This is a genomic window from Williamsia serinedens (assembly GCF_024171725.1).
Classification (GTDB): domain Bacteria; phylum Actinomycetota; class Actinomycetes; order Mycobacteriales; family Mycobacteriaceae; genus Williamsia_A; species Williamsia_A serinedens.
On record NZ_JAMTCG010000003.1, the window covers coordinates 266,275 to 289,467 of the forward strand.

A 23,193-nucleotide genomic window follows, 5' to 3' on the forward strand; every position below is an offset into this window, starting at 1 on the left:
CACCCGGCACCGGGGTCAGGACACCTGACCCTGTTTGCGCGGCCGTTCGAACGCGGTGACCATCGGCGACGCGTGCGCGTCGAGGGCGCGCTCGGTGAGCGTGCGTCCGAGGTCGATCGCCTCGGTCGCGCGGTGGAAGTCGAGCGAGCGGATCGCCGTCCGCGGGATCTGGATCAGGATGTCCGGCGGGAGCGCCGCCAGCTGATGCCGGGCGAGCGCCTCCTGCATGATGTCCAGCGACCGGTTCATCACGGCGAACCGACTGAGCTTGCGCGCCGCGTCACCGGCATTGCCCGACCCCGACCGCTGTTCCGCGGCGATGGCGTCGATCACCTGGTCGGAACCACCCATCGAGTCGCCGGCGACCCGGTCGACGATGGACTTCACGAAGTCGCTGTCGAGTGCGTGCGATCCGAGTCGGCGCAGACGCGACAGCGCGTCGAGAGGCAGTCCCGGCCCCGTTTCGCCCGACCGCTGCACCGTCTCCTCGGCGTCGGCGTCCGACGGCCTCCCCTCGGTCAGGTCGTCGTCGACGCCGACGCCCTCCGAACCGAGGTCGACACCGATCACCACGTCGGCGGGGGCCGCGGCGAGCGGGGCGATCGGCAGCGGGTCGAGGATGCCGCCGTCGACCAGGACCCGCCCGTTCATCACGTGTGGGGTGATGACGCCGGGGATGGCGATGGACGCACGGATCGCGACATCGACGGGGCCGCGCTGGAACCACTGCGGCCGGCCGGACGTCAGGTCGGTCGCGACCGCGGTGAACGGGATGTCGAGGTCCTCGATGGCCCGGTCGCCGAGGATCTCGCGGACCTTGTCGAGGATCTTGTCGGCGTGGATCATGCCGGGCGCGGTGAGCGACACGTCCAGCAGTCGCATGACGTCGAGCTGGCCCAGACCGGTGACCCAGTCGACGTACTCGTCGAGTGTTCCCGCGGCGTGCAGCCCCGCGACCAACGCCCCCATCGACGACCCGCTGATCGCGACGATCTCGTAACCGCGTCGTTCCAGCACCTCGAGGACGCCGATGTGTGCGTACCCGCGTGCTCCCCCGCTGCCGAGCGCCACGGCCGCCGTCGGTTTCCTCACGGTTGCCAGATTACGGATGGTCGACGCGACGGTCGTATCCTCAGCCTCGTGGACTGGGCCGGTTACGCGATGTTCCTGGGGTTCGCCGTCGTGTTGACGCTGATCCCGGGGCCGGACACGGCCGTGTCCATCGCGAACACCCTTGCCGGCGGGCGAGCACGCGGGCTGTCGGCCGTTGCCGGGATCGGGGTGGCGAGCCTCGTCCAGAGCGTGGCGGCGGCGGCCGGCCTCAGCGTGCTGGTGGTCCGTGTCGAACCACTGTTCCTGACCATCAAATGGGTGGGTGCGGCCTACCTCATGTACCTCGCGGTCCAGACGTTCCGGACCATGCGCCGACACCGTTCGGGGGAGGACGTCGGGGCAGGCGCGACACGGACGGACGACCGGCGTGTCCGGACCGGCCTGCGGCAGGGCTTCCTGTCGAACATCTGCAACCCGAAGATCATCGCCTTCTATCTGGCGGTCCTTCCCCAATTCCTGGGCACCGACCCTTCGGCGGGGACCGTCGCGCTCTACGCGGTGACCCTCCCCGCGATCGGCTGCTCCTACCTGCTTGCGGTCGTCGTCGGTGTCGACCGCGCTCGCGCCGTGTTCTCACGCTCGCGCGTCCGCGCCGCGATGGACGCGGTCACGGGCACCGCGTTGGTGGCCTTCAGCCTCCGCCTGGCGACCGAGTAGCAGCTCTCACTCGTCGGTGATCTCCGGTGGGATCGCCAGACGCTGGGCCCCGGGCCCGCTGCGGGCGGCGATGTCGTCGGGGTTGAGCAGCTTGCACGACGTCATCGACAGACACCCGCAGCCGACGCACGACCCCATGAGATCGCGCATGTGCGTGAGCAGCTCGATGCGGGCGTCGAGGTCGGCGACCCACTTCTTCGACGCCTTCTCCCACATCTTCGGCGTCGGCGACTCGGTGTCCCCGAGCACCGCGAGGACCTCGGCGATCTTCGACAGCGGGATCCCGGCCGCGGCCGACGCGCGGATGAACGCCACCCGACGCAGCATCGCCCGGTGGTAGCGCCGCTGGTTGCCCGAGGTACGGCGGGAGAAGATGAGGCCCTTGTCCTCGTAGAACCGCAGCGCCGACGTGCTCACCCCGGACCGGCGCGCCAGGTCGCCGATCGTGAGTTCCACCGCCCGCGGGGCCATGTCCTGGGAGGGTACGCGGGACACCGTGTGCGACGGCGATGAGTTCTCGCGCCCCGGCGAGTCCACATGTCCGAGACCATCCTCGACCGCGAAGGAGACCGCCATGGCCGCCCCCGTCACCCCGTTCCTCTGGTTCGACGACGACCTCGGAGACGCGCTCGAGCTGTACGGCCGCGTCTTCCCCGACTTCCTCGTGCACGAGAAGGGCATGGCCGGCGACGCGGTGTTCACCGCGACGTTCGAGTGCAACGGACAACGCTTCCAGGCGATGAACGCCGGACCGCAGTTCCCGTTCACCGAGGCCGTCTCGTTCATGATCCTGTGCGAGGACCAGGAGGAGACCGACCACTACTGGTACGGCCTGCTTGCCGACGGGGGCGTCGAATCGCAGTGCGGCTGGCTGAAGGACCGGTTCGGGCTGAGCTGGCAGGTGACGCCGAAGCGCCTGCTGGAGCTCAACGGCGACCCGGATCCCGAGCGGGCCCGGGCGTCGATGGCCGCGATGATGACGATGCAGCGCATCGTGATCGCTGATCTCGAGGCAGCCGTCGCCGCGGTGTGAACCGGCGACGACGGGCGGTCCCGACCGGCCGAATCGGACACCGTTAGTCTCCGAAAATGACCACCGTCGACGCGTCCGTGCCCACGGTCGCCGCACGTCTCGACCGGTTGCCCGTCGTGCGGGCGCACCGGGTCGCGACGGCGGTGATCGGTCTGGGGTTGTTCTTCGACCTCTACGAGAACTTCCTCGCCGCGACCATCTCCGGCGTGCTCAAGTCGGAGTTGTCGCTCGACCGGACCGAGCTGAACCTGCTCCTGGGATCGGCGTTCCTCGGACAGTTCCTGGGGGCCGCGGTGATGGGCCGCTACGCCGACCGCGTGGGCCGTCGGCGGGCGTTCATGGTGAACCTGGCGGTCTACTCGCTGTTCTCGCTGCTGGGTGCGTTCTCGCCGAACGCCGCGTTCCTCGTCGTCACCCGTTTCGTCGCCGGGGTCGGGATCGGCGCGGAGTTCGCCCTCGCCGACTCCTACCTCTCCGACCTGCTGCCCAAGAACGCCCGCGGTCGGATGATCTCGTGGGCGTACACCGTCGCGTTCTTCGGCGTACCCGTCGTCGGGTTGCTCGCACGATGGTTGGTCCCGCTGCAGCCGCTGGGCGTCGACGGCTGGCGATGGCTGTTCGTGTTCGGCGCACTCGGGTCCTTCGCGGTGTGGATCGTGCGACGGGGCCTGCCCGAGTCGCCACGCTGGCTCGAGGCCCAGGGCCGACATGAGGAGGCCGATGCGATCTGTCGACAGTTCGAGGAGCAGGCGATCGCGGCGGGGCATCGTCTCGCCGAACCCGATCGGACACTTGTCGTCACGCCCACACGGGCGGTCGGGGTGCGGGCGCTGTTCCGGACTCCGCTGACCAAGCGCACGACGATGCTGTGGATCCTGTCGGTGCTCGAGGTGTTCGGCTACTACGGCTTCGGCACGCTTGCGCCGATCGTGCTGCTGGACAAGGGCTTCGACCTCGTCACGTCGCTCGGGTTCCTCGCCGCGACCTACTTCGGCTACCCGCTGGGATCGGTGCTGGCGGTCCCCGTCGTCGAACGTGTCGAACGGAAGTGGCTCGTCATCGGGTCGGCCGGTGCGATGGCCGCGTTCGGACTCTGGTTCGGCTTCGCCGGCGCCGCGTGGGCGATCGTCGTGTCCGGCGTGCTCTACACCATGGCCAGCAACCTGTTCTCGAACGCCTATCACGTCTACCTCGCGGACTCCTATCCGACGGCGATCCGCGGCACCGCCGCCGGCGCGGCGTACTCCCTGTCGAAGCTGACGACCGGCATCCTGCCGTTCATCCTGCTGCCGTTCCTCGACGCGAACGGATCAGGGCCGGTGTTCGCGCTGGTCGCGGCGGTGATGGTGGCGCTCATGGTCAACGTCGGCGTCCTGGGGCACCGCAGCACCGGCCTCTCCGCCGACGCAACCATCGCCCGCTGACCGCCCACTCGACGTTCGGAACCGCCCACTCGACGTTCGTGATCACCCGTCGAGTGGGCAGTTGGAGACGTCGAGTGGGCAGTTAGGAACGTCGAGTGGGCAGTTGGGAACGTCGAGTGGGCAGTTGGAGACGTCGAAGGGGCGACGCGTGACTTGTCCCGCGCTCATTGCGTCGCGCCGGTGTCGTCGGGATGCTGGAGACATCGAACCTTTCCATGACGCCCCCGCCGACGGTCCCCGCCCGGACCGCGGTCCCACCCTGCGCTCCGCCGCCCTCTACGTCGTGTCGGTGTTCGCGTTCGCGATCGCGTTCCTCGTCATCGGGTCGCTCCTGTACGACCCGGTCCCGCTGTGGGTCCTCGTCGTCTTCCCGTTGCTCGTGTTCGCCGGCGCCGTCGGCGCTCTGTGGCGGACCTTCCGCATGTGGCAGGCGGAACGCTCCGGGGCGATCACCCCGCGGGGTCGGTGGCAGGTCTGGCAGGGAGCGGGGTGGTTCCTGCTCGCGATGTTCCTGTTGTCGCTGGGCGGAACCGGCGGCGCGTTGATGGATCGCTGACCTGATCATCCGACGAGGTGATCACCCGTTCGACGATCCGCGCCGCCTCCGAGAACCGCGCCGGGTCGGCCCAGGCGTAGTTCAGCCGCAGGTGAGGACCCGGGACCGCCGCCGGGAACCACTCGTCCCCCGGGGACACCGCCACACCGTCGGCGAGACACCGCGCCGCGACGATCTGCGCATCGAGATCGCGTGGCATCCGCGTCCACAGGTTCAGACCGCCTTCCGGCAGCGCCGTGAGTTGCAGCGATGGTGCGTGGGTCGACACCGCATCGGCGAGCGCATCACGTCGACGCCGCAGCTCACGCCGTAGTCGTGCGAGGTGGGTATCCCACGACGGCCGGGTCACGACGTCGAGGGCCGCGCGCTGCAGCACCGGCGAGACGTACAGGTCGCTTGACGCCAGCGCCCCGGCGATCCGGTCGCGCACGGGCCCGCGGGCGATGACCGCTCCCACCCGGAGCGTGAGGGACGCGCTCTTCGTCAGCGACCGGATGTAGACCACGTGACCGTCCGGGTCGTCGGTGACCATCGGTGGGCGCGGCTCGTCGATCGCGAGGTCGCGGGCCCAGTCGTCCTCGACGAGGAACGCACCGCGATCGGCGGCGACGCGCAGGATGGCGGACCGTTCGGCGGCGGCCCAGTGCGCACCCGTCGGGTTCGCGAACGTCGGTTGAACGTAGGCGATCCGGGCGCCCGAGGTCCGCAGGGCATCGTCCACGTCCTCGGCTCGCGGCGCCCCGGCCGTCCGGGCGACCGGCACGATGACCAGGCCCGCCTGACGGGCCGCCGCGATCGCGCCCCAATAGGTCGGCGACTCCATCACGACCGGGTCGCCCGGGGCCGCGAGCGCTCGGAACACCGCGGACAGAGCCGCCTGGCCGCCCGCGGTCACGACGACGTCGGACGGTCGCGGTGCGGCGCCGGCCGATCCGGCGGCCACCTCGCGGGCGAACCACGCCCGCAGCTCGGGCATGCCGACGAGCGGTGGTCGGTCCCACGCGTCGTCGCCACGGGCGGCGCGCTGCAGCGCGGACCGCACGTCACGCATCGGTAGCAGATCCGGCGACGGGTAGCCGCTGTGGAGGGCGATGGTGCCCGGCCCCACGTCGCGGAGCGTCGATCCGACGGTGGTCGGCCCGGTGCGGTCGGGGCCCAGACTCGTGGTCTGCCAGTCGACGTCACCAACGGGCGACGCGGACGGCCTGTCGAGCACGAAAGTGCCTATCCCCGGACGGGTCTCGACGAGACCGGCCGCCACGAGACGGGCGATCGCGCGTTGCACCGTCACCGGGCCGGCGGTGAAGCGCCGGGCGATGTCCCGTGTCGAGGGCAGACGCGTCCCCGGGCTCGCGGTCTGCAGTTCGCGGCGAAGCTCTCGCGCGATCGCGACACTGCTATCGTCAGACATGAAACATGACGATAGCGCTACCACCGAGAACCCGTCGCCGCTACCGATCGGTTCCGGGCTGGCCTTCGGCGGCGTCGGCGTCGCGGCGTTCTCCTTCACCGTCCCGCTCACCCGGGTGGCGGTCGCCGACCTCGACCCGCTGCTCGTCGGTGTTGGTCGCGCGGTGGTCGCCGGCATCCTCGCGGTTGCCCTCCTCGCGATCGCCCGTCCCCGCGTACCCCGCGCCGGGCAGTGGATGCGCCTGGCCGTCGCGGCGGGCGGTGTCGTCGTCGGGTTCCCGGTGCTGACCTCGCTCGCGCTGACCTCGACGACCGCAGCACATGCCGCCGTCGTCGTCGGTCTGCTGCCGGCCGCGACCGCCGTCGCGGCGGTCCTCCGGACCGGCGAGCGGCCCCCCACCCGCTTCTGGGTCTTCGCCGTCGCCGGCGCCGTCGCGGTGGGTGTGTTCTCGTCACTCGGCCACGGATCGTTCGGGCCACCGCGGGTCGGGGACCTGCTGTTGCTCGGGGCCGTCGTGGCGGGTGCGATCGGGTACGCCGAGGGCGGGGTGCTCGCCCGCGAGCTCGGGGCCTGGCAGACCATCAGCTGGGCGCTGGTGGTCGCACTCCCGGTGACGACGGTGGTCACCGCGATCCTCACGACGCGATCGACGCCGACGGCCGACGGTGCGGCCTGGGCGGCGTTCGTCTACCTGTCGGCTGTGAGCATGTTCCTGGGCTTCTTCGCCTGGTACCGCGGGCTGGCCATCAGCCCGATGACGACGGTCAGCCAGATCCAGCTGGTGCAACCGGTCCTGTCCCTGCTGTGGTCGGTCGTCCTGATCGGCGAGGGCCTCAGCACCGCCGTGGCCGTCGGCGCCGCGGCGATCATCGCCTGCGCGACGTGCGCGGTGCGCAGCCGCCCGTCTACTGGATCGACGAGTCCGGCGGCGCCACCCCGAAGCGCGGTGCCTGCTCGATCGAGGCGACCCCGCGTATCGCACTGAGCGGCCCGCGGGCGTCGTCGGCGACCGTCCCGGAGATGATCCCGATGGCCGCGTGGACCGACGTCACGTGCACGCCGGCGGCGCGCACCGACGCGACGACCTCGTCGAGCGCGCCGAGGTGGTCGTCGTCGACGGTGATCGTCACGTCCGGCATGGGCGTCGATCCTACGCCCGCGGATCGGCCCGCGGCCCAGCTCAGCGCGGTGCCTGCACCAGCCCGGCGCCGACGTCGGAGGCGGGGACGTCGAGGCGACGTGCCTGCTGTGTCAGCGTCGTCCACAGGTCGCGCCCGCGGCGACCGGTCGTCTGCGCCCACAACGCCGCGATGCCCGCGACGTGCGGCGTCGCCATGGAGGTGCCGCTGATGGTGTTGTACCGGCTGGCCGCTCCGCCCTCCGACGAGCCGGGCGGGAACACCGGCCACGACGAGTACACGTCGACACCGGGTGCGGCGATGTCCACGTTCCCGCCCTCGACGTCGGTGCTGCGCGCGGAGAACGGCGCGATCGCCGAGCGCTGGTCGGTGGCGCCGACCGCGGCGATCGACGGGCTGTTCGCGGGGACACCCACGAACCCCGGATCGGCCGGGCGGTTCGCGTTGTTCCCCGCTGCCGCCACGATGAGGGTCCCCGCCGACAGGGCACGACGGCCGACGGTCTCGTACGCCGCCGACACCGTCCGGACGTCGGCGCCGAGTGACATCGACACGACGTCGACGCGGTTCGTCAGCGCCCAGTTCAGCCCGGCGAGGATGCCCTCGTCGGCGCCGCTCCCGTCGTCACCCAGGACCTTCCCGACGAACAGTGTTGCCTCGTAGGCGATCCCGAACCGGCGCCCGGTGCTCGGCGTCCGGGGACCACACGACGTCCCGACGCAGTGCGTGCCGTGCCCGTGGCCGTCCTGCGCGCTCGTGACGCCGTCGACGAACGCGGCCGACGTGATCTCGCGTCCCGCGAAGTCGGGGTGGGTGAGGTCGAGACCGGTGTCGAGGACCGCGACCCGCACACCGGACCCGGTGGCGCCCGTCGTCGACACACCGGTGGCCAGCAGCCCCCAGGTGAACTCGTCGGTGTCGGCGAAGGCCTGCGTGGCCAGAGCGGTGGTGGCTACACCGCCGAGACGGGCCGCGAGGTCGGCCACACCGTCGGAGTAGCCGCGCAGGTAGGCCGCGCGATCGGCGTCGGGGACACCGGTACCCGCAGTCCGGATGCTGTGCACCCGTTCGGGTTCCACGGCGAGGATGTCCCCGTCGGCCGAGCAGTTCGCCGCCAGTGCGGACGCTTGGTCGTCGTCGGCCGCGACCACCGCGACACCGAGGTCGGCGAAGACGGTCGCCTGCGCCCGCGCCGTCTGGGTGTGATCGACGACACGATCGCCGAAATCGGCTGTGGACGCGACCTCGGTGAGGCCTGCCACCCGGCGGAGCACGTCGGCGTATCCGGATTCCCCGGCCGCATCCCCGAAGACGACGAGTCGCCGTCCGGTCTGTGTGCCGTCCGCGTTCGATGTCCCGATCATCGAGCCCTCCCATGGTCGTATTCGCACACCGTAATGCGGGCCTGTGACAGCCGCCGCGGCCCGAGGCAGGCGTTAGGCTGTGTCCCACTTCGTCGATGGAGGAGACACGGATGCCCGTACACGGACTGGTCGCCAAGGCCGCGTCCACGGTGGTGACCGGTGCCGTCGGCGCCGTCGCCTACGACCTCGCGCGCGCGGCGGTGCGGCGCGCGCCCCTGCGTGAGGGCGCGGTGGTCGTCACCTCGTGGGGTCTGCGCGGCACCCGACGCGCCGAGACGGTGGCCGAGTCCGCACGGCTGTCGGTGGCCGACGTCGTCGCCGAGGCCCGCGAGCGCATCGGCGAGGAGGCGACGCCGCCCGGTACCGCCGACACCGCAGACCACGGACACGAGCACTGACACCCCCGATGGTGGACGGCGTCGCCGTCCTGTCCGATGCGGCCGGACGCATCCGCCTCACCGTCGCGTGGGTGCGCGATGACGCCGTCCGAGCCGTCGCGGTGGAGGACGCGCTCGTCAAGATCCCCGGTGTGCGTGTCGCACATGCCTATCCGCGCACCGGTTCGGTCGTCGCCTGGTACCGCCGGGACACCACCGGGGTGGGTGAACTGGTCCAGGCGATCGTCGCCGCCCGTGCTGTTCCCGCCGAACTGGTCGCGCGTCGCGCGCCCCATTCGTCGGACGTCGCCAACGCCGACGTCGCACGCATGGCGCTCGGCGGCGCCGCCCTGGTGGTGCTGGGGATCCGGCGCTACGGGTTCCGACGACCACCGGTCCTCGGCCCGACGGGCCGACTCGCCGCGACCGGCGTCACCATCGTCACCGGGTACCCGTTCCTGCGCGGTGCGCTGCGATCCCTCGGCGGCGGCAAGTCCGCCGGCACCGACGCGCTGGTCTCCGCCGCGACCATCGCCAGCCTGCTGCTCCGCGAGAACGTCGTCGCGTTGACGGTGCTGTGGCTGCTGAACATCGGGGAGTTCCTGCAGGACCTGACGCTCCGCCGGACTCGTCGCGCGATCCGGGACCTGTTGCGTGGCAACCAGGACACGGCGTGGACGCGTCTGCCCGACGGCACCGAGGTGCAGGTGGGCATCGAGTCCATCACCGTCGGCACCGAGGTCGTCGTGCACGACCGAGTCGCCGTGCCGGTCGACGGGGTCGTCGTCGACGGCACCGCGCTGGTCGACCAGTCCGCCATCACCGGCGAGAACCTCCCGGTGGCCGCAGAGGTCGGCTCCCGGGTGTTCGCCGGGTCGGTGGTGATGAACGGCCGTCTCGTCCTGCGTGCCGAGGCCGTCGGCGACGACACCGCCATCGGACGGATCGTCGCCCGCGTCGAGGAGGCCCAGCACGACCGCGCCCCCATCCAGACCGTCGGCGAGAACTTCTCGCGACGCTTCGTCCCGGCGTCGTTCGCGCTGTCCGTGGCGACGCTGCTCGTGACGCGAGACGTCCGGCGCGCCATGACGATGCTGCTCATCGCGTGCCCCTGTGCGGTCGGACTCGCGACCCCGACCGCGATCAGCGCAGCCATCGGCAACGGCGCCCGTCGCGGCATCCTCATCAAGGGCGGTTCCCACCTCGAGCGGTCGGGCCGCTTCGACGCGGTCGTGTTCGACAAGACCGGCACCCTCACCCAGGGACGGCCGGTGGTCACCAACGTGGTGTCGTTCGATGACGACTGGCAGCCCGAACAGGTGCTGGCCTACGCGGCGTCGTCGGAGATCCACTCGCGACACCCGTTGGCGGAAGCCGTGATCCGGTCGACCGAGGAACGTCACATCGCCATCCCGCCCCACGAGGAGTGCGAGGTCCTCGTCGGGCTCGGGATGCGCACCCGCGCGGACGGTCGAACGCTGTTGCTGGGCAGTCCCGCCCTGCTGGCCGGCGAGGGGGTCGCCGTCAGCGACGACGCCACCGACTGGGTCGACAGGTTGCGACTGCGTGCCGAGACGCCACTGCTGCTCGCCGTCGACGGCACCCTCATCGGACTCATCAGTCTGCGTGACGAGATCCGACCGGAGGCGCTGTCGGTCCTCGACGACCTGCGTAGCGCCGGTGTGGACCGCATCCTCATGCTCACCGGCGACCACCCGGTCACCGCGGCGGCCGTCGCCGCCGAACTCGGCATCGACGAGTGGCGCGCCGAGGTGCTCCCCGAGGACAAGCTCGCGGCCGTCCGCGCGCTCAAGCAGGACGGTCACGTGGTCGCGATGGTCGGCGACGGCATCAACGACGCACCTGCGCTCGCCGCGGCCGACGTCGGCATCGCCATGGGCCTCGGTGGTACCGACGTCGCCGTCGAGACCGCCGACGTCGCCCTCGCCTCCGACGACCTGTCCGCGGTGATCGACGTCCGCGAACTGGGTTCGCGCACCGTCGATCTCATCGGACAGAACTACGCGATGTCGATCGCGGTCAACGCGATCGGGCTCGCCGTCGGTGCGGGTGGGGCCCTGTCCCCCGTCGTCGCGGCCATCCTCCACAACGCGTCGTCGGTGGCGGTGGTCGCCAACAGCTCGCGACTCATCGGGCACCGCCTCGGGGAGGATGCGGCTCCGGCGACCGCTCAGGACTGAGGGCGCAGCGCAGCCTCCACACGTTCCAGCAGAGGTCGTTGGGCGGACAGGATCTTGCGGCCTGCGGTGTCGAGGTCGAACCACTCGACGCGGTCCACCTCCGGGAATGCCTGCACGCGACCGGATCCGCGCGGCCACTCCATCTCGAAGGTGTTGCTCACCGACGTGCGCGGGTCGACGTCGACCTCGATGACGAACGCGGTGACCACCTTCCCGCTCTTCTGGGTGATCTCGCCGATGGCCGCCAGTCCGGCGGGATCGACTGCGACGCCGACCTCCTCGGCGAACTCGCGTGCGGCGGCGTCCCGCGGGTCCTCGTCGGTGTACTCCCCCTTCGGGATCGACCACGCGCCCTCGTCGCGGCGGGCCCACAGCGGGCCGCCGGGGTGGGCGAGCAGGACCTGAAGGGGCGCTCCGGAGGCGCGGCGGACCGCGATCACCCCGGCGCTACGGCGTGGCAACGCTCGTCGTCTCCTCTCGGGACGCGCGTCGACGTTCGCACTCGCTGCGGCGGATCGCCGCGCCGATCGTCAGCGCGGTCGCGGCCGCGATCATCAGCCACACCACCACGGCTATGACGACGATCACAGCGATCATGTCGAAATCGTCGCCGTCCGAGGCGAGGAACACAAGGGCCGACGGGCAACGCGCCGGTCACGACTTGCTCACGATCGCGTCGAGCAGCGCGACGATCTCGGCCGGCGCGGGGTAGGAGGCATGCGTTCCCGACGTCTGTACGGCCAGCGAACCCGCGGCCACCGCCCACCGGATCGCCTCGGGCAGCGCATCACCGACGGCCAGTCGCGCAGCCAGCACGCCGACGAAAGCATCTCCGGCACCGGTGGAGTCGACCACCTCCACCTCGGGCGGCGTCACAGAACCGCCCGCCTCGGCTGTCACCCACACAGCTCCCGCCGCTCCGAGTGTGACGACGACCGACAGCGCGCCGCGATCGATCACGGACGCGGCGGCCGACCGTGCCTGCGACGGACCGTCGACGACGACGTCGGCGAGGACGGCGAGCTCGTGTTCGTTGACCACCAACGGATCACACGACGGCAGCACGTCGGTCACGTCCCGGGCGGGTGCGGCGTTCACGACCAGTCGACCGCGACATGCCTCCGCCACAGCGGCGTTCACTGTCGAGGGGATCTCCATCTGACAGACGACGACCGCGGCGTCGGCGACCCGGCGCCGTTCACCGTCGTCGAGTCCGTCCCATGCGTCGTTGGCGCCCGCGTCCAGGACGATCGTGTTCTCGCCCGCCGCGACCTGGATGAACGCCGTGCCGGTCGCGGCGTCGGGGACCTCCCGCAGCAGTGCGACGTCGACGTCATGTGCGGCCATCTCGTCACGGACCGCGCGGCCCTCCGGTCCACCGCCGACGCGTCCGACGAACGCGACGTCGTCGTGCACGCGTCGGGCCGCGACCGCCTGGTTGGCACCCTTGCCACCCAGGTTGCGACGGACCTCGACCGCCCGCAGCGTCTCACCCGGCCGCGGGAACCGCTCCAGTTCGGCCACGACGTCGGTGTTCACCGACCCGACCACCACGACCGACGCACCCATGGGTCCGATGATGCCGGATCGGCGGGCCCGGGCCGCTGAGTAAGGTCGGGTGGGTCACACCAGCGGGCAGCGGAGGTAGGTCGTGGACGTCGACGTCATCGTGGTCGGAGCCGGTCTCGCCGGCCTGGTCACCGCACACGAGCTCACGACGGCGGGCCACCGCGTCGCCCTGCTCGACCAGGAGAACGCCGCGAACCTCGGCGGGCAGGCCTGGTGGTCCTTCGGCGGCCTGTTCTTCGTCGACAGCCCCGAGCAGCGCCGCCTGCGTGTCCACGACTCCCTCGAGCTCGCATGGCGCGACTGGCAGAACAGCGCCGGGTTCGACCGACTCGACGACGAGGACTCGTGGGCGGTGAGGTGGGCCCGCGCGTACGTCGAGTTCGCGGCCGGCGAGAAGCGATCGTGGCTCGACGGCCACGGGGTCACCTTCCTCCCGACCGTCGGGTGGGCCGAGCGCGGCGGCATGCGCGCCGACGCGCACGGCAACTCCGTCCCCCGCTTCCACGTCGCCTGGGGCACCGGCACCGGGATCGTGAAGCCGTTCGCCGAGTCGGCGCGGCGAGCGTCGACCACCGGGTCGCTCGACCTCCACCACCGCCACCGCGTCGACGAACTGATCGTCGAGGGCGGCGCTGTCGTCGGTGTGCGGGGCTCGCTCCTCGAGCCCGACGTCGCCGTCCGCGGCGCACCGTCGTCGCGGGTCGTGATCGGCGACTTCGAGATGCGTGCACAGGCGGTCGTCGTCACCTCCGGTGGCATCGGCGGCAACCACGAGATGGTCCGCAAGTTCTGGCCGGAACGTCTCGGCACGCCCCCGACGACGATGGTCACGGGTGTGCCCGAACACGTCGACGGCCGCATGCTCGACATCGCCGAGTCCGCCGGGGCCCGGCTGGTGAACCGGGATCGCATGTGGCACTACACCGAGGGTGTCGCGAACTGGGACGCGATCTGGCCGTCGCACGGCATCCGCATCCTGCCGGGCCCGTCGTCGATGTGGTTCGACGCGCTCGGCCGCCGCCTGCCCGACCCGTGCCTCCCCGGCTTCGACACCCTCTCGACGCTGCGCCACCTGCGCACCACGCCGGACATCGCGGTGTACGACCACTCCTGGTTCGTCCTCAACCAACGGATCATCGCCAAGGAGTTCGCTCTCTCGGGCTCGGAGCAGAACCCCGACATCACCTCCGGCGGCCGGATGGCGATGGTGCGCGAGCGCGTCCTCGGTTCGGGCGCACCCGCGCCCGTGCAGGCGTTCATCGACAAGGGCGTCGACTTCGTGACCGCGTCCACCGTCGAGGAACTCGTGCGGAAGATGAACGGCCTCACCGACTCCCCCCTGCTCGACGCGGCGGCCGTCCGTCGCCAGATCGAGGCGCGCGACGCCCAGCTGGACAACGCGTACTGCAAGGACAGCCAGATCATGGCGATCCGCAACTCGCGCGGGTTCATCGGCGAGCGCCTCGGCCGCACCGCGGCTCTCGGGAAGATCCTCGACCCCGACGACGGCCCGCTGATCGGTGTGAAACTGCACGTGCTGACACGGAAGTCGTTGGGCGGCATCCAGACCGATCTGTCGTCGCGGGTGCTCGGCCTCGACGGGCAGCCCGTCGACGGGCTGTACGCCGCGGGTGAGGCGGCCGGCTTCGGCGGTGGCGGGGTGCACGGGTACAACTCGCTGGAGGGCACGTTCCTCGGTGGGTGCCTGTTCTCCGGTCGGACCGCCGGTCGGGCGATCGCCGCGGCCCTGGGCAGTCGTCGTGCCGCCGTGCGGGAGAACGCCTGACCATGGCCGAGACACTGCGCGACCACGGCGATCCGGGTGATGCACCGTCGGTGCCGGCCCCGCTCGTCGAGCCCACGAACCCGGTTCGTCCGAGTGCGGCCGAGGAGGCGCGGACCATCGCGGCGTCGACGAACACCGCGACCCTGGCCAGCCTCACCGCCGACGGCGACCCCTGGGCGTCGTACGTGACGTTCGGCCTGCTCGGCGGAGACCCGGTGCTGTGCGTGTCGCACATGGCCGAGCACGGACGCAATCTCGCGACCGATCCCCGTGCCAGCCTCGCGGTCGTCGCCCCCACGTCCGACACGGATCCGTTGGCGGGCAGTCGGATCACGCTCGCGGGCCGCGTCGAGAAGCCCACCGGGGACGACTACGACGCGGCGCGGACGGCGCACCTGGCGGCGGTGCCGGCGGCGAGGTACTACGTCGACTACAGCGACTTCACCCTGTGGGTCCTGCGTGTCGAGCGGGTGCGCTGGGTCGGCGGGTACGGCCGGATGGACTCGGCGACGGGACCCGATTACGCGGCGGCGCAGCCGGACCCGGTGGCACCGGCGTCCGGGCCGGCGGTCGACCACCTCAACGCGGACCACGCCGACTCGCTCGCGTCCATGGCGCGGGCGTTCGGTGGTTTCCCCGACGCCACGGCGGCCAGCTGTACGGGCGCCGACCGCTACGGTCTCGACCTCAAGGTGACGACACCCCGCGGCGTCGCCTACACCCGCGTCGGCTACACGACACCGATCGACGGCATCGACGATCTCCGCGCCGCCACCGTCGACCTCGCCCGCCGAGCCCGCGAGACCGCCGAGACCGCCTGACGCACCTCGCCGGACCCCACCCCCACTCCGTCGACTGGGCGGTTCCGGACGTCGACTGGGCGGTTCCGGACGTCGACTGGGCGGTTCCGGACACGTGTCATCGCCACCAGCCCAACGGACGTCTGTAACTGCCCACTCGACGTCTGTAACTGCCCACTCGACGTCGGAGGCACGGCGCCCGGAGGCCGCATGACGACCGTCAGAAGCTGACGGTCGGGGGCGCCTGCTGACCCTCGGGGGCCTTGTAGAACTCCCGACGACCCACCTTCGCGATCCCGGAGAAGAACATCCACGGGATCGTCGAGACGAGGGTGTTCAGGGTGCTCACCGCGTCGTTGTAGTACTGCCGGGCGAACGAGATCTGGTTCTCGGTGTCGGTGAGCTGGCGCTGGAGGTCGAGGAAGCTGCTGTCGGCCTTGAGGTCCGGGTAGGCCTCGGCGACGGCCATCACGTCGACGAGGGACTTCTGCAGCTGCGCGTCCGCGGCAGCCTTCTCCGGTACCGACCCGCCCTGCGCGGCTGCCGCGACGCGTGAGCGCGCCTCGGTGACGGCCTCCAGCACACCCTTCTCGTGTGCCGCATAGCCCTTCACCGTGTTCACCAGGTTGGGGATCAGGTCTGCGCGGCGGGTCAGCTGCACGTCGATGCCGCCGAGCGCCTCCTGGGCGCCGATGTCGGCCTTGCGCAGCTTGTTGAAGCCGACGACGCCGCCGATCACCAGGATCACCACGACGACGACGATCACGATCAGCGCGATCAGCATGCGAGAACTCCTCTGTCACCGGTTGTCACCATGAACCGCCTCCCCCTCCACCGCCGCCCCCGCCACCGGAGAAGCCGCCGCCCGAGAACCCGCCGCTCGAGCTCGACGACGACTTCTGCGTCGCCTCGTACGACGAGATCGCCGACGACACCGATGACGAGAAGTCCGACGAGAACGCCGCGAACGTGCCTGCCCCGTAGCCGGCGTAGAAGCCGGGGCCGCCGGAGAACCAGCCGGGCGCCGGCGGGTCCTCGCCCGTCTGCACGCGGTACTTCTCGGCCCACACGTCGGCCACGCCGAACGCGACGGCCCACGGGATGTACTGCGTGTACATCTCTTTCCGACCACTGAAGTCGAAGCGCGCCTCCGACGAGCGCGTGCCCAGGACACGCCGGAAGCCGCCGACCTGCGACCACACGTCCCGGCCCGCCTTGGTGCGGAACGTGACCGCACCGGGCTGCAGGACGGGCAGGCAGATGACCGCGAACACGGCGAAGGGCAGGCCCAGGATCGACATCTCGAGGGGGTTCCAGATGTAGATCGCAGCACCGACGATCGCCGCCAGCACCAGGGCCACCCGTGCGGCCTGCGCGAGGCGTGCCGCCTGCAGCAGACCCGACGATGTCGCCCACGAGCGCAGCGTGCTGTCGAAGATCGATCGGACGTCCTTGAGCTGCTTGCCCGCGTCGACGTCGGAGGGGTCGGCGGTGAACGTCGCACCGGGACGGACGCCGAGCGATGCGGCGACGTCGTGGGTGACGGTGTCCAGGGGTGTGGGCGGGCGCTCGCTGCCGCGAATCGACCACGTGTCGCCCTCTTTCGCGATCGTCGCCGCGCCGCGCTCCCCCATCTCGAGGATGGTCGCCGCGAAGAGGTCATCCGATGTGCGCTCGGTCATCACGAACGCACCCTGCGCCGGACCGAGCCCGGCCGGTGGGGCGTACATCAGCGGGAACGCGGGCGACGGTTCGTGGGTGGTGCGGACGATGTAGGCAGCCGCGCCGCCGGCGATCACTGCGATCACACCCACGACGATCGCCCACGGCACTGATCGGCCGAACACGGAGTCGAACGCGACCGTCCACGGCAAAGTGGTCCGGTCGGGCGTGGCGACGTCGATCCGCGTCTGCACGGTGACCGGCGTGTGCGGTTCCAGCTCACCGGTCGCCACGGTGAGCGCCTGGCCCGACGTCTGCGCGGTGCATCCCGTCGTCGAGGCCGTGCCCACCGCGCACCGGACGTCCTGCGGGGCCGCGGGCAACTCGACTCGGAGCCGGCTGCGACCGATGGGCATCTGCCATCCGCCCGGGATGACGTTCCAGTAGAACTGCGACCCCGCGGCACCGTTCTCCGCCCGGCCCAGCACCCCCGGGATCGTGTACTCGATGACGTAGCGGTGGGCGCCGCTGATCGTGACGTCCGCATCGCCGATCCGCGCGACCCGGTAGCGCCCGTTCGACTGCGACGACACGTCGAGCCCGTCGGGCTGTCCGTCGCGGGTCACCGAGATGTCCTCCGGGATCAACCGCACGTGGGGATCGGCGGGATCGACGACGTCGAAGAACCGGAAGATGCCGTGCTTGCTGACGGGGAAGTCGACGTCGAGGGTCTCGGTCGCGCGGAGCCGTCCGTCGGCGTCGACGCGGAAGTCGGCGGCGTAGTCGGTGATGCGGGCGGTCTCCGTGGTCGGCGCGCCGGAGTCGTCGCCGGCGCCGGCGAGCAGCGGGATGAACATCGCCCCGACGGCGACGAGCAGCCCCACCACCACGGTGACCGCTCGCCTCATGGCTCGGGAGCGTAGTCGACCGGGGCCGGATCGCCCGGCTCATGAGCCTCGTCGGGATCGCGACGCCCGATTTCGGACCCGTCCCGTCCCTTTGCTAGCCTGGGTGAGCTTCACCAGGGGCTATAGCGCAGTTGGTAGCGCGTCTCGTTCGCATCGAGAAGGTCAGGGGTTCGATTCCCCTTAGCTCCACTCATCCAAGCGGTTCCCGATGTCGTCGATGACGCACTCTCCCCGGTGATAATCAAGCAGAACACCCCGACCCTGCGGCGACTCCCCCTTCGGCGAGCCAGGGTGTTCTGAGCGTTCCACGGACCGGCCGTCCGATGTGAACGATCACTAATTGCGACGACGAATCTTGTATACCGGACGGGCATGCGTGCCTGGCAGAGATGTCTGTGGGATGTCCGCCACAGGCGTTCACGCTCGTCGAGGGCGACACGCCCTCGGCGGCCGTGCGTGTTCGTGTCCTCCGCCGGCGAATGACCGCGCCGAACCCGCACCGTCGCGCAGGACATGGACGTTCGTCAGGGCAGTCGACCACACCTGCGCGGCCCGCCCCGGTCCGAGGTGGCCCCGACAACTTGATCTCGGTCCCTGGGGCATGCCGTGTGTCTCGAGGCCGGAGGGCGGGCAGGCTGAGCACCGACTTCACAATCCGAGCGGTCATCGCGATCGGCTACGACCTCGGCATGGTCGAGAGCACCTACCTACGCATCGACGACACCCGGCCGGGCCTGACGTTGACCCACCCCGAGCCCGGGAAGGTCTACGCCAGCAGCTACGGCACCCCGCCCGACCTGCGGCGCGGTCCAGGGCGACACTGAGGCAGGATCGACCGCAGGTCCCCGCACCTGAGGACGAGAGGCGACGACCACATGGCTGCTCGACGTGCCTACGCGGGCCGTACCGCCGAGGAGCGTGACGAGCAGCGGCGACGACAACTCCTCGACGCCGGCCTCGATGTCTTCGGCACGACGGGTTTCCGCACAGCCACCGTGCGGGGACTGTGCCGAGAGGCCCGGGTGGCGGATCGCTCGTTCTATGAGCTCTACTCGACCACGGAGGAGCTGCTCCTCGACGTGTACCGCGACTGTGTGAGCCGAATGATGACCGCCGTGACCGAGGCGATCGCGGAGTCGGAGAACAGCGACGACGACATCGAGCCCCTTGCTCGCCGCGGTCTGGACGCGTTCTTCGAGGTTCTCTCCGATCGCCGCGTCGCCCGAGTGGTGTGGCTCGAGGTGTTGGGCGTCAGCGATGCGGTCGACGCCGAATACGTCACGACGATGGACGAATTCGGCGTTCTACTCCTGACGCAGATGCAGGCACGGAACCTCCGAGCTGCCGCGTCCCCGAAGGCGTCGATGTTCGCGACCGCGGCAGTCGGCGGAATCCGTCACACCGGGACGAAGTGGCTGCTCGAAGGCTTCGTCACCGAACGCGCCGACCTCGTCGACGCCTGCGCACTGTTCCTGGTCGCGGTTGCCGCGGCAGCCGGCGAGGGCTCCTGATCCACCGATTGCGCCTGGCTCGCCACGCGTGTGCAGTAATGTGATGACACGTGTCATCAGATATCGACTGGCTGGTCGTCGGGTCCGGGTTCGGTGGGAGCGTCGCCGCATTGCGTCTTGCCGAAAAGGGCTACGACGTCTGCGTGATGGAAAAAGGCCGGCGGTTCGACGACCACGATTTCGCGGAGAACGCGTGGCAGGCGGATCGCCTGCTGTGGGCTCCTCTCGCCGGCCTGCGCGGGATCATGGCGATGACACCGCTCAAGCACGTCACCGTCCTGAGCGGCGTGGGCGTCGGCGGCGGGTCGCTGGTCTACGGCAACACGCTGTACACGCCCCATTCCGACGACTTCTACCGCCACCCCCAGTGGGCGGACCTCGCCGACTGGCGCACCGAACTGACGCCACATTTCGCCACGGCGAAGCGGATGCTCGGTGTCACCACCTTCGTCGGCGAGGGCCCCAGCGAGAACCTCCTCGCCGAGATCGCCGGCGACCTGGGCTGTTCCGATCGCGTCCACACGACCGACGTCGGCGTGTTCTTCGGGACGCCGGGCGTGACGGTCGCCGACCCCTACTTCGACGGCGCGGGCCCGGCTCGCACCGGTTGCGTGCGCTGCGGCCAGTGCATGCTCGGGTGCCGCCACAACGCCAAGAACACCCTCACCAAGAACTACCTGCACCTGGCCGAACGGGCCGGCGTGCGGGTGGAGGCCGAGCGCACCGTCGTCGACATACGACCACTCGGCGCGGCGGACGGCTCCGACGGATACGCGGTGACCACCCAGCGTTCAGGGGCGTGGATCCGTCGAGACCGCCGCACCGTCACAACCCACGGGGTGGTCGTCGCCGGCGGTGCGCTCGGCACCACCACCCTGCTGCAGAAGCTCCGAGAGAAGGGATCGTTGCCGCATCTCTCGCACCGACTCGGCCACCTCGTCCGCACCAACAGCGAGGCGATCGTCGCCGTCATATCCGACGACCCGGACGCCGACCTGCGCACCGACATCGCGATCACCACCAGCGTCCACCCCGACGACCAGACCCACTTCACCAACAACACCTACGGCGCCGGCGGCAACGCGATGGGGCTCACGTTCGGGCCGCTGACCGGCGGCCGACTACGGATCCTGCAGTTCATCCTCGCCGTGCTCCGCCATCCGACCCGCTGGCTCCTGCCCTCGAGACTGCGCGACTGGTCACGCCGATCGGTCGTCTTCACGATCATGCAGAGCACCGACACGGCACTTCGTCTCCGGCGCGGGCATTTCGGGCTCGTGACCACCGACAAGGGCGACGGAGACCTACCCGAGGGTGACCTGCCGATCGCGCGGCGCATCGCCGAGAGCGCGGTCCGCCACCTCGGCGGTCACGCCTCGACAGCGGTCACCGAGTCGCTGCTGGCCCGCCCGACCACAGCTCACATCCTGGGCGGCGCGGTGATGGCAGCGGATCGCGTGCACGGTGTCGTCGATCGCCACCATCGGGCGTTTGGTTATCAGAACCTCCTGATCACCGATGGCGCAGCCATCCCTGCCAATCCCGGCGTGAACCCCAGCCTCACCATCACAGCGATGGCCGAGGAGGCGATGAGCCATGTGCCCGAGAAGAGCTCGCGCGCTGACGGCGCGCAGCGCACCCACCTCGAGGCGGCGCGGTGAGGACGACCCGGCGACCATCCTGGCTTCGTCCCGGCCGTCACGTCCTGGTGACCGGCGGGTCGTCGGGCCTGGGACTGGAGTTGTGTCGACGCTTCGTCGCACGAGGTGTCTCGGTCACCATCGTCGCGCGCGACCGGGACAGGTTGTCCGCGTGCGCCGACGAGCTCACCCGACTCGCATGCGACGGCGCTTCTGTCGCGACGGTGTCGGTCGACGTCGCCGTTCCCGACTCCGTCGAGAGGGCTGTCACTGGGATCGCGCGAATACGCCCGCTCGACGGTGTGGTCACGTCCGCGGGCATCATGCGCGAGGGACGCGTCGGCGACCTCTCGCTCGCCGACTACAGCGACGTCCTCGACATCAACGTCCTCGGCACCATCGCGGTGATCCGCGCCGCGCTTCCCCATCTCCCGCGTCCCGGTGGTCTCGTCGTGCCGATCGCGTCTGTCGCCGGCCTCACGGGTGTCTACGGCTACACCGCCTACTGCGCGGCCAAGCACGCCATCGTGGGTTTCGCCGACGCGTTGCGCTACGAGGTCGAGCCCGACGGGATCGGCGTGCAGCTCGTCTGTCCCGGTGAGTTCGACTCGCCGTTCGTCGATGCACTGGACAAGACGCGCACGCCGGAGAACCGCGCGCACACCCTGACCATCCCGAAGCTGCCGGCGGGACGGATCGCCGACTCGGTGATCGCGTCGATGGACCGCGGCGGCAGTCGACGCGTGGTGCCGGGGACGATGACGCAGCTCATTGTGCTCGGTCAGCATCTGGCGCCGGCAGCCGGACGCTTCGTCGGCCGAAGGAAGATCGCCGCCGTCCAGAACGCAATGCCAGCACCGCCATGACCCGGTGGTCGTCGAGCCCCCGCGATCAGACGTCCGCGTGACACCATCACCACCGACGGCGCCCCCACCCTCCGCTCCCAGTTCGTGGGACGCGACCCTCCGGACCGAGTGACGGACCGTCTCGACGACGGCTGACGACCATCGCACCAACGCCCACGTACCTTGCCCGACCATCCGAGGTGACCATGACCCGCAGCCCGTTCCCGACGATCCCGCCGCTCGACCTGCACGACGCCGTCGTCCTGGTGACCGGCGCCGCCGGAGGGATCGGGCGGGCTGTCGCCCGCGAACTGCATCGCCGCGGTGCCCGACTGGTCCTCCTCGATCTCGACCTCGCCGCCGTGCGGGACGCGGCGCGCGACATCCCGTCCGACCGGGTGATCTGCCTGGCCGCCGACGTCACCCGCCGCGAGGACCTCGACGCCGCCGTCGCGGCAGCCCTCGACGCCTGGGGCAGGCTCGACGTGGCGTTCGCCAACGCCGGCATCTCCAGCGGCAACACCGCCGACACGGTCGCGAGCGTCGCCGACGGGGTGTTCGAGCGGGTGATCGCGGTGAACCTGCAGGGCGTGTGGAACACCGTTCGAGCCACGCTGCCCGCGGTGCTCGAGGCACAGGGGCACGTCCTCATCACGTCGTCGACCTACGCCTACGTCAACGGGATGGTGAACGCGCCGTACGCGGCCACGAAGGCCGCCGTCGAGCAGATCGGACGCGCACTGCGGGTCGAGGTCCGCGGCCACGGCGCCACCGCGGGAGTCCTCTACCCGGGGTGGGTGCGGACCCCCATCGCCGACGTCGCCTTCGGCAAGGACCCGCTTGCGACCGCCCTGGTCGACAAGGCCTTCCCCGGTCCGTTGAAGCGCCCGATCGACCCGTCACGCGTCGGCACGGCGGTGGCCGACGGGATCGAGCAGCGGCGCGCCCGCATCCAGGTGCCCCGGCGGTGGATCCCCGTCTCGGCGCTGCGCGGGATCGTGAACCCCGCCTCGGATGCGGTGCTCCGATCGGACCGACGGCTGCTCGACCTCGTGCGCGAGGTGGAGAGCCGCCGGCGCAGCTGATCGGCGGCGACGACGAAACGCACAACACGGACCCGTAACAATGCGGTTCACGATCGTGAACGTGCGTACAGTCGACACTGGGTCCGGATGGGGTGTCCCCCCCAATCCCCAT

24 protein-coding genes and 1 tRNA gene are annotated in these 23,193 nt (G+C 70.7%); 15 read left to right on the forward strand and 10 right to left on the reverse strand.

All coding sequences use genetic code 11. The annotated features are described in order from the left end of the window. Nucleotides 1–15 precede the first annotated feature (15 nt). Nucleotides 16–1,092 (reverse strand): patatin-like phospholipase family protein, encoded by a 1,077-nt coding sequence (locus LX12_RS08625; protein WP_253654125.1) that lies wholly within the window; start codon nucleotides 1,090–1,092, stop codon nucleotides 16–18. Nucleotides 1,093–1,140: 48 nt separating this feature from the next. Between LX12_RS08625 and LX12_RS08630 the strand changes: the two genes are divergently transcribed. After that, on the forward strand, nucleotides 1,141–1,770 hold the full coding sequence (locus tag LX12_RS08630) for a LysE family translocator (RefSeq protein ID WP_253654126.1): 630 nt from the start codon (nucleotides 1,141–1,143) through the stop codon (nucleotides 1,768–1,770). A gap of 6 nt (nucleotides 1,771–1,776) precedes the next feature. Here LX12_RS08630 and soxR read toward each other — a convergent pair whose 3' ends face one another. Next, nucleotides 1,777–2,241, reverse strand: coding sequence for a redox-sensitive transcriptional activator SoxR (soxR, locus tag LX12_RS08635; RefSeq protein WP_253654127.1), 465 nt, complete (start codon nucleotides 2,239–2,241; stop codon nucleotides 1,777–1,779). A 103-nt stretch (nucleotides 2,242–2,344) separates the two neighbouring features. Here soxR and LX12_RS08640 point away from each other — a divergent pair, with 103 nt between their 5' ends. From LX12_RS08640 to LX12_RS08650, 3 genes are all read left to right on the forward strand, one after another. After that, the gene (locus tag LX12_RS08640; protein WP_253654128.1) at nucleotides 2,345–2,803 is read left to right on the forward strand and encodes a VOC family protein; all 459 of its coding nucleotides are present in this window, start codon (nucleotides 2,345–2,347) and stop codon (nucleotides 2,801–2,803) included. A gap of 56 nt (nucleotides 2,804–2,859) precedes the next feature. After that, entirely contained in the window at nucleotides 2,860–4,227 is a 1,368-nt protein-coding gene (locus LX12_RS08645) for an MFS transporter (RefSeq protein ID WP_253654129.1), read from the forward strand. A gap of 283 nt (nucleotides 4,228–4,510) precedes the next feature. Continuing rightward, nucleotides 4,511–4,783, forward strand: a complete 273-nt coding sequence (locus tag LX12_RS08650) for a hypothetical protein (RefSeq protein WP_253654130.1) — start codon at nucleotides 4,511–4,513, stop codon at nucleotides 4,781–4,783. Here LX12_RS08650 and LX12_RS08655 read toward each other — a convergent pair. Next, the gene (locus LX12_RS08655; RefSeq protein WP_253654131.1) at nucleotides 4,677–6,194 is read right to left on the reverse strand and encodes an aminotransferase-like domain-containing protein; all 1,518 of its coding nucleotides are present in this window, start codon (nucleotides 6,192–6,194) and stop codon (nucleotides 4,677–4,679) included. The two genes, LX12_RS08650 and LX12_RS08655, sit on opposite strands and share 107 nt — an antisense overlap. Between LX12_RS08655 and LX12_RS08660 the strand changes: the two genes are divergently transcribed. Then, a complete protein-coding gene (locus LX12_RS08660) occupies nucleotides 6,193–7,179 on the forward strand; it encodes a DMT family transporter (protein WP_253654132.1) in 987 nt (328 codons plus the stop codon). The two genes, LX12_RS08655 and LX12_RS08660, sit on opposite strands and share 2 nt — an antisense overlap. Here the strand turns inward: LX12_RS08660 and LX12_RS08665 are convergent. Together LX12_RS08665 and LX12_RS08670 are read right to left on the reverse strand one after the other, a co-directional pair. Then, the gene (locus LX12_RS08665; protein ID WP_253654133.1) at nucleotides 7,100–7,333 is read right to left on the reverse strand and encodes a hypothetical protein; all 234 of its coding nucleotides are present in this window, start codon (nucleotides 7,331–7,333) and stop codon (nucleotides 7,100–7,102) included. The genes LX12_RS08660 and LX12_RS08665 overlap by 80 nt on opposite strands. Nucleotides 7,334–7,374: 41 nt before the next feature. Then, nucleotides 7,375–8,697, reverse strand: coding sequence for a S8 family serine peptidase (locus tag LX12_RS08670; RefSeq protein ID WP_253654134.1), 1,323 nt, complete (start codon nucleotides 8,695–8,697; stop codon nucleotides 7,375–7,377). Nucleotides 8,698–8,807: 110 nt separating this feature from the next. Here LX12_RS08670 and LX12_RS08675 point away from each other — a divergent pair, with 110 nt between their 5' ends. Further along, a complete protein-coding gene (locus tag LX12_RS08675) occupies nucleotides 8,808–9,095 on the forward strand; it encodes a DUF1490 family protein (protein ID WP_253654135.1) in 288 nt (95 codons plus the stop codon). 8 nt (nucleotides 9,096–9,103) lie between these two features. Further along, nucleotides 9,104–11,275 (forward strand): heavy metal translocating P-type ATPase, encoded by a 2,172-nt coding sequence (locus tag LX12_RS08680; protein ID WP_253654136.1) that lies wholly within the window; start codon nucleotides 9,104–9,106, stop codon nucleotides 11,273–11,275. On the opposite strand, the gene LX12_RS08685 is transcribed toward LX12_RS08680, so the two are convergent. From LX12_RS08685 to LX12_RS08695, 3 genes are read right to left on the reverse strand one after another with little or no spacing between them, the layout of a single operon-like run. Then, nucleotides 11,266–11,736: an NUDIX hydrolase gene (locus tag LX12_RS08685; protein WP_253654137.1), complete on the reverse strand. Its 471-nt coding sequence runs from the start codon at nucleotides 11,734–11,736 to the stop codon at nucleotides 11,266–11,268. The two genes, LX12_RS08680 and LX12_RS08685, sit on opposite strands and share 10 nt — an antisense overlap. After that, complete coding sequence (locus LX12_RS08690) at nucleotides 11,723–11,872, reverse strand: hypothetical protein (protein WP_253654138.1); 150 nt, start codon at nucleotides 11,870–11,872, stop codon at nucleotides 11,723–11,725. Before LX12_RS08690 ends, LX12_RS08685 begins: the two co-directional genes overlap by 14 nt. 57 nt (nucleotides 11,873–11,929) lie before the next feature. Continuing rightward, nucleotides 11,930–12,844, reverse strand: a complete 915-nt coding sequence (locus tag LX12_RS08695) for a ribokinase (RefSeq protein ID WP_253654139.1) — start codon at nucleotides 12,842–12,844, stop codon at nucleotides 11,930–11,932. Between the two features lie 82 nt (nucleotides 12,845–12,926). Here LX12_RS08695 and LX12_RS08700 point away from each other — a divergent pair, with 82 nt between their 5' ends. Both LX12_RS08700 and LX12_RS08705 read left to right on the forward strand, forming a co-directional pair. Next, the gene (locus LX12_RS08700) at nucleotides 12,927–14,630 is read left to right on the forward strand and encodes an FAD-binding dehydrogenase (protein ID WP_253654140.1); all 1,704 of its coding nucleotides are present in this window, start codon (nucleotides 12,927–12,929) and stop codon (nucleotides 14,628–14,630) included. Nucleotides 14,631–14,632: 2 nt separating this feature from the next. Then, nucleotides 14,633–15,451: a HugZ family pyridoxamine 5'-phosphate oxidase gene (locus LX12_RS08705; protein ID WP_253654141.1), complete on the forward strand. Its 819-nt coding sequence runs from the start codon at nucleotides 14,633–14,635 to the stop codon at nucleotides 15,449–15,451. A gap of 199 nt (nucleotides 15,452–15,650) precedes the next feature. Here LX12_RS08705 and LX12_RS08710 read toward each other — a convergent pair whose 3' ends face one another. After that, entirely contained in the window at nucleotides 15,651–16,214 is a 564-nt protein-coding gene (locus LX12_RS08710) for a LemA family protein (RefSeq protein WP_253654142.1), read from the reverse strand. 25 nt (nucleotides 16,215–16,239) lie between these two features. Further along, nucleotides 16,240–18,000: a DUF2207 domain-containing protein gene (locus LX12_RS08715; RefSeq protein ID WP_253654143.1), complete on the reverse strand. Its 1,761-nt coding sequence runs from the start codon at nucleotides 17,998–18,000 to the stop codon at nucleotides 16,240–16,242. Nucleotides 18,001–18,116: 116 nt separating this feature from the next. On the opposite strand from LX12_RS08715, the gene LX12_RS08720 reads away from it, so the two are divergent. The 6 genes from LX12_RS08720 to LX12_RS08740 all read left to right on the forward strand — a co-directional run bounded on the left by LX12_RS08720 (nucleotide 18,117) and on the right by LX12_RS08740 (nucleotide 23,081). After that, nucleotides 18,117–18,189 (forward strand) — tRNA-Ala (locus LX12_RS08720). 500 nt (nucleotides 18,190–18,689) lie between these two features. Beyond that, nucleotides 18,690–18,824: a hypothetical protein gene (locus LX12_RS21950; protein ID WP_301284349.1), complete on the forward strand. Its 135-nt coding sequence runs from the start codon at nucleotides 18,690–18,692 to the stop codon at nucleotides 18,822–18,824. 51 nt (nucleotides 18,825–18,875) lie between these two features. After that, entirely contained in the window at nucleotides 18,876–19,511 is a 636-nt protein-coding gene (locus LX12_RS08725) for a TetR/AcrR family transcriptional regulator (protein WP_253654144.1), read from the forward strand. Nucleotides 19,512–19,561: 50 nt separating this feature from the next. After that, nucleotides 19,562–21,172, forward strand: coding sequence for a GMC oxidoreductase (locus LX12_RS08730; RefSeq protein WP_253654145.1), 1,611 nt, complete (start codon nucleotides 19,562–19,564; stop codon nucleotides 21,170–21,172). Further along, entirely contained in the window at nucleotides 21,169–22,017 is an 849-nt protein-coding gene (locus tag LX12_RS08735) for an SDR family NAD(P)-dependent oxidoreductase (RefSeq protein WP_253654146.1), read from the forward strand. The genes LX12_RS08730 and LX12_RS08735 overlap by 4 nt, the downstream gene beginning before the upstream one ends. 185 nt (nucleotides 22,018–22,202) lie before the next feature. Next, nucleotides 22,203–23,081, forward strand: a complete 879-nt coding sequence (locus LX12_RS08740; protein ID WP_253654147.1) for an SDR family NAD(P)-dependent oxidoreductase — start codon at nucleotides 22,203–22,205, stop codon at nucleotides 23,079–23,081. Nucleotides 23,082–23,193: the final 112 nt, after the last annotated feature.

What these genes read in the sequence shown, in the direction of transcription:
- LX12_RS08675 (WP_253654135.1), top strand. Translation starts at nt 8,808, where the DNA reads ATGCCCGTACACGGACTGGTCGCCAAGGCCGCGTCCACGGTGGTGACC.
- LX12_RS08710 (WP_253654142.1), bottom strand. Translation starts at nt 16,214, where the DNA reads ATGCTGATCGCGCTGATCGTGATCGTCGTCGTCGTGGTGATCCTGGTG.
- LX12_RS08705 (WP_253654141.1), top strand. Translation starts at nt 14,633, where the DNA reads ATGGCCGAGACACTGCGCGACCACGGCGATCCGGGTGATGCACCGTCG.
- LX12_RS08715 (WP_253654143.1), bottom strand. Translation starts at nt 18,000, where the DNA reads ATGAGGCGAGCGGTCACCGTGGTGGTGGGGCTGCTCGTCGCCGTCGGG.
- LX12_RS08725 (WP_253654144.1), top strand. Translation starts at nt 18,876, where the DNA reads ATGGCTGCTCGACGTGCCTACGCGGGCCGTACCGCCGAGGAGCGTGAC.
- LX12_RS08655 (WP_253654131.1), bottom strand. Translation starts at nt 6,194, where the DNA reads ATGTCTGACGATAGCAGTGTCGCGATCGCGCGAGAGCTTCGCCGCGAA.
- LX12_RS08645 (WP_253654129.1), top strand. Translation starts at nt 2,860, where the DNA reads ATGACCACCGTCGACGCGTCCGTGCCCACGGTCGCCGCACGTCTCGAC.
- LX12_RS08740 (WP_253654147.1), top strand. Translation starts at nt 22,203, where the DNA reads ATGACCCGCAGCCCGTTCCCGACGATCCCGCCGCTCGACCTGCACGAC.
- LX12_RS08640 (WP_253654128.1), top strand. Translation starts at nt 2,345, where the DNA reads ATGGCCGCCCCCGTCACCCCGTTCCTCTGGTTCGACGACGACCTCGGA.
- LX12_RS08695 (WP_253654139.1), bottom strand. Translation starts at nt 12,844, where the DNA reads ATGGGTGCGTCGGTCGTGGTGGTCGGGTCGGTGAACACCGACGTCGTG.
- soxR (WP_253654127.1), bottom strand. Translation starts at nt 2,241, where the DNA reads ATGGCCCCGCGGGCGGTGGAACTCACGATCGGCGACCTGGCGCGCCGG.
- LX12_RS08690 (WP_253654138.1), bottom strand. Translation starts at nt 11,872, where the DNA reads ATGATCGCTGTGATCGTCGTCATAGCCGTGGTGGTGTGGCTGATGATC.
- LX12_RS08660 (WP_253654132.1), top strand. Translation starts at nt 6,193, where the DNA reads ATGAAACATGACGATAGCGCTACCACCGAGAACCCGTCGCCGCTACCG.
- LX12_RS08670 (WP_253654134.1), bottom strand. Translation starts at nt 8,697, where the DNA reads ATGATCGGGACATCGAACGCGGACGGCACACAGACCGGACGGCGACTC.
- LX12_RS21950 (WP_301284349.1), top strand. Translation starts at nt 18,690, where the DNA reads ATGGTCGAGAGCACCTACCTACGCATCGACGACACCCGGCCGGGCCTG.
- LX12_RS08665 (WP_253654133.1), bottom strand. Translation starts at nt 7,333, where the DNA reads ATGCCGGACGTGACGATCACCGTCGACGACGACCACCTCGGCGCGCTC.
- LX12_RS08680 (WP_253654136.1), top strand. Translation starts at nt 9,104, where the DNA reads ATGGTGGACGGCGTCGCCGTCCTGTCCGATGCGGCCGGACGCATCCGC.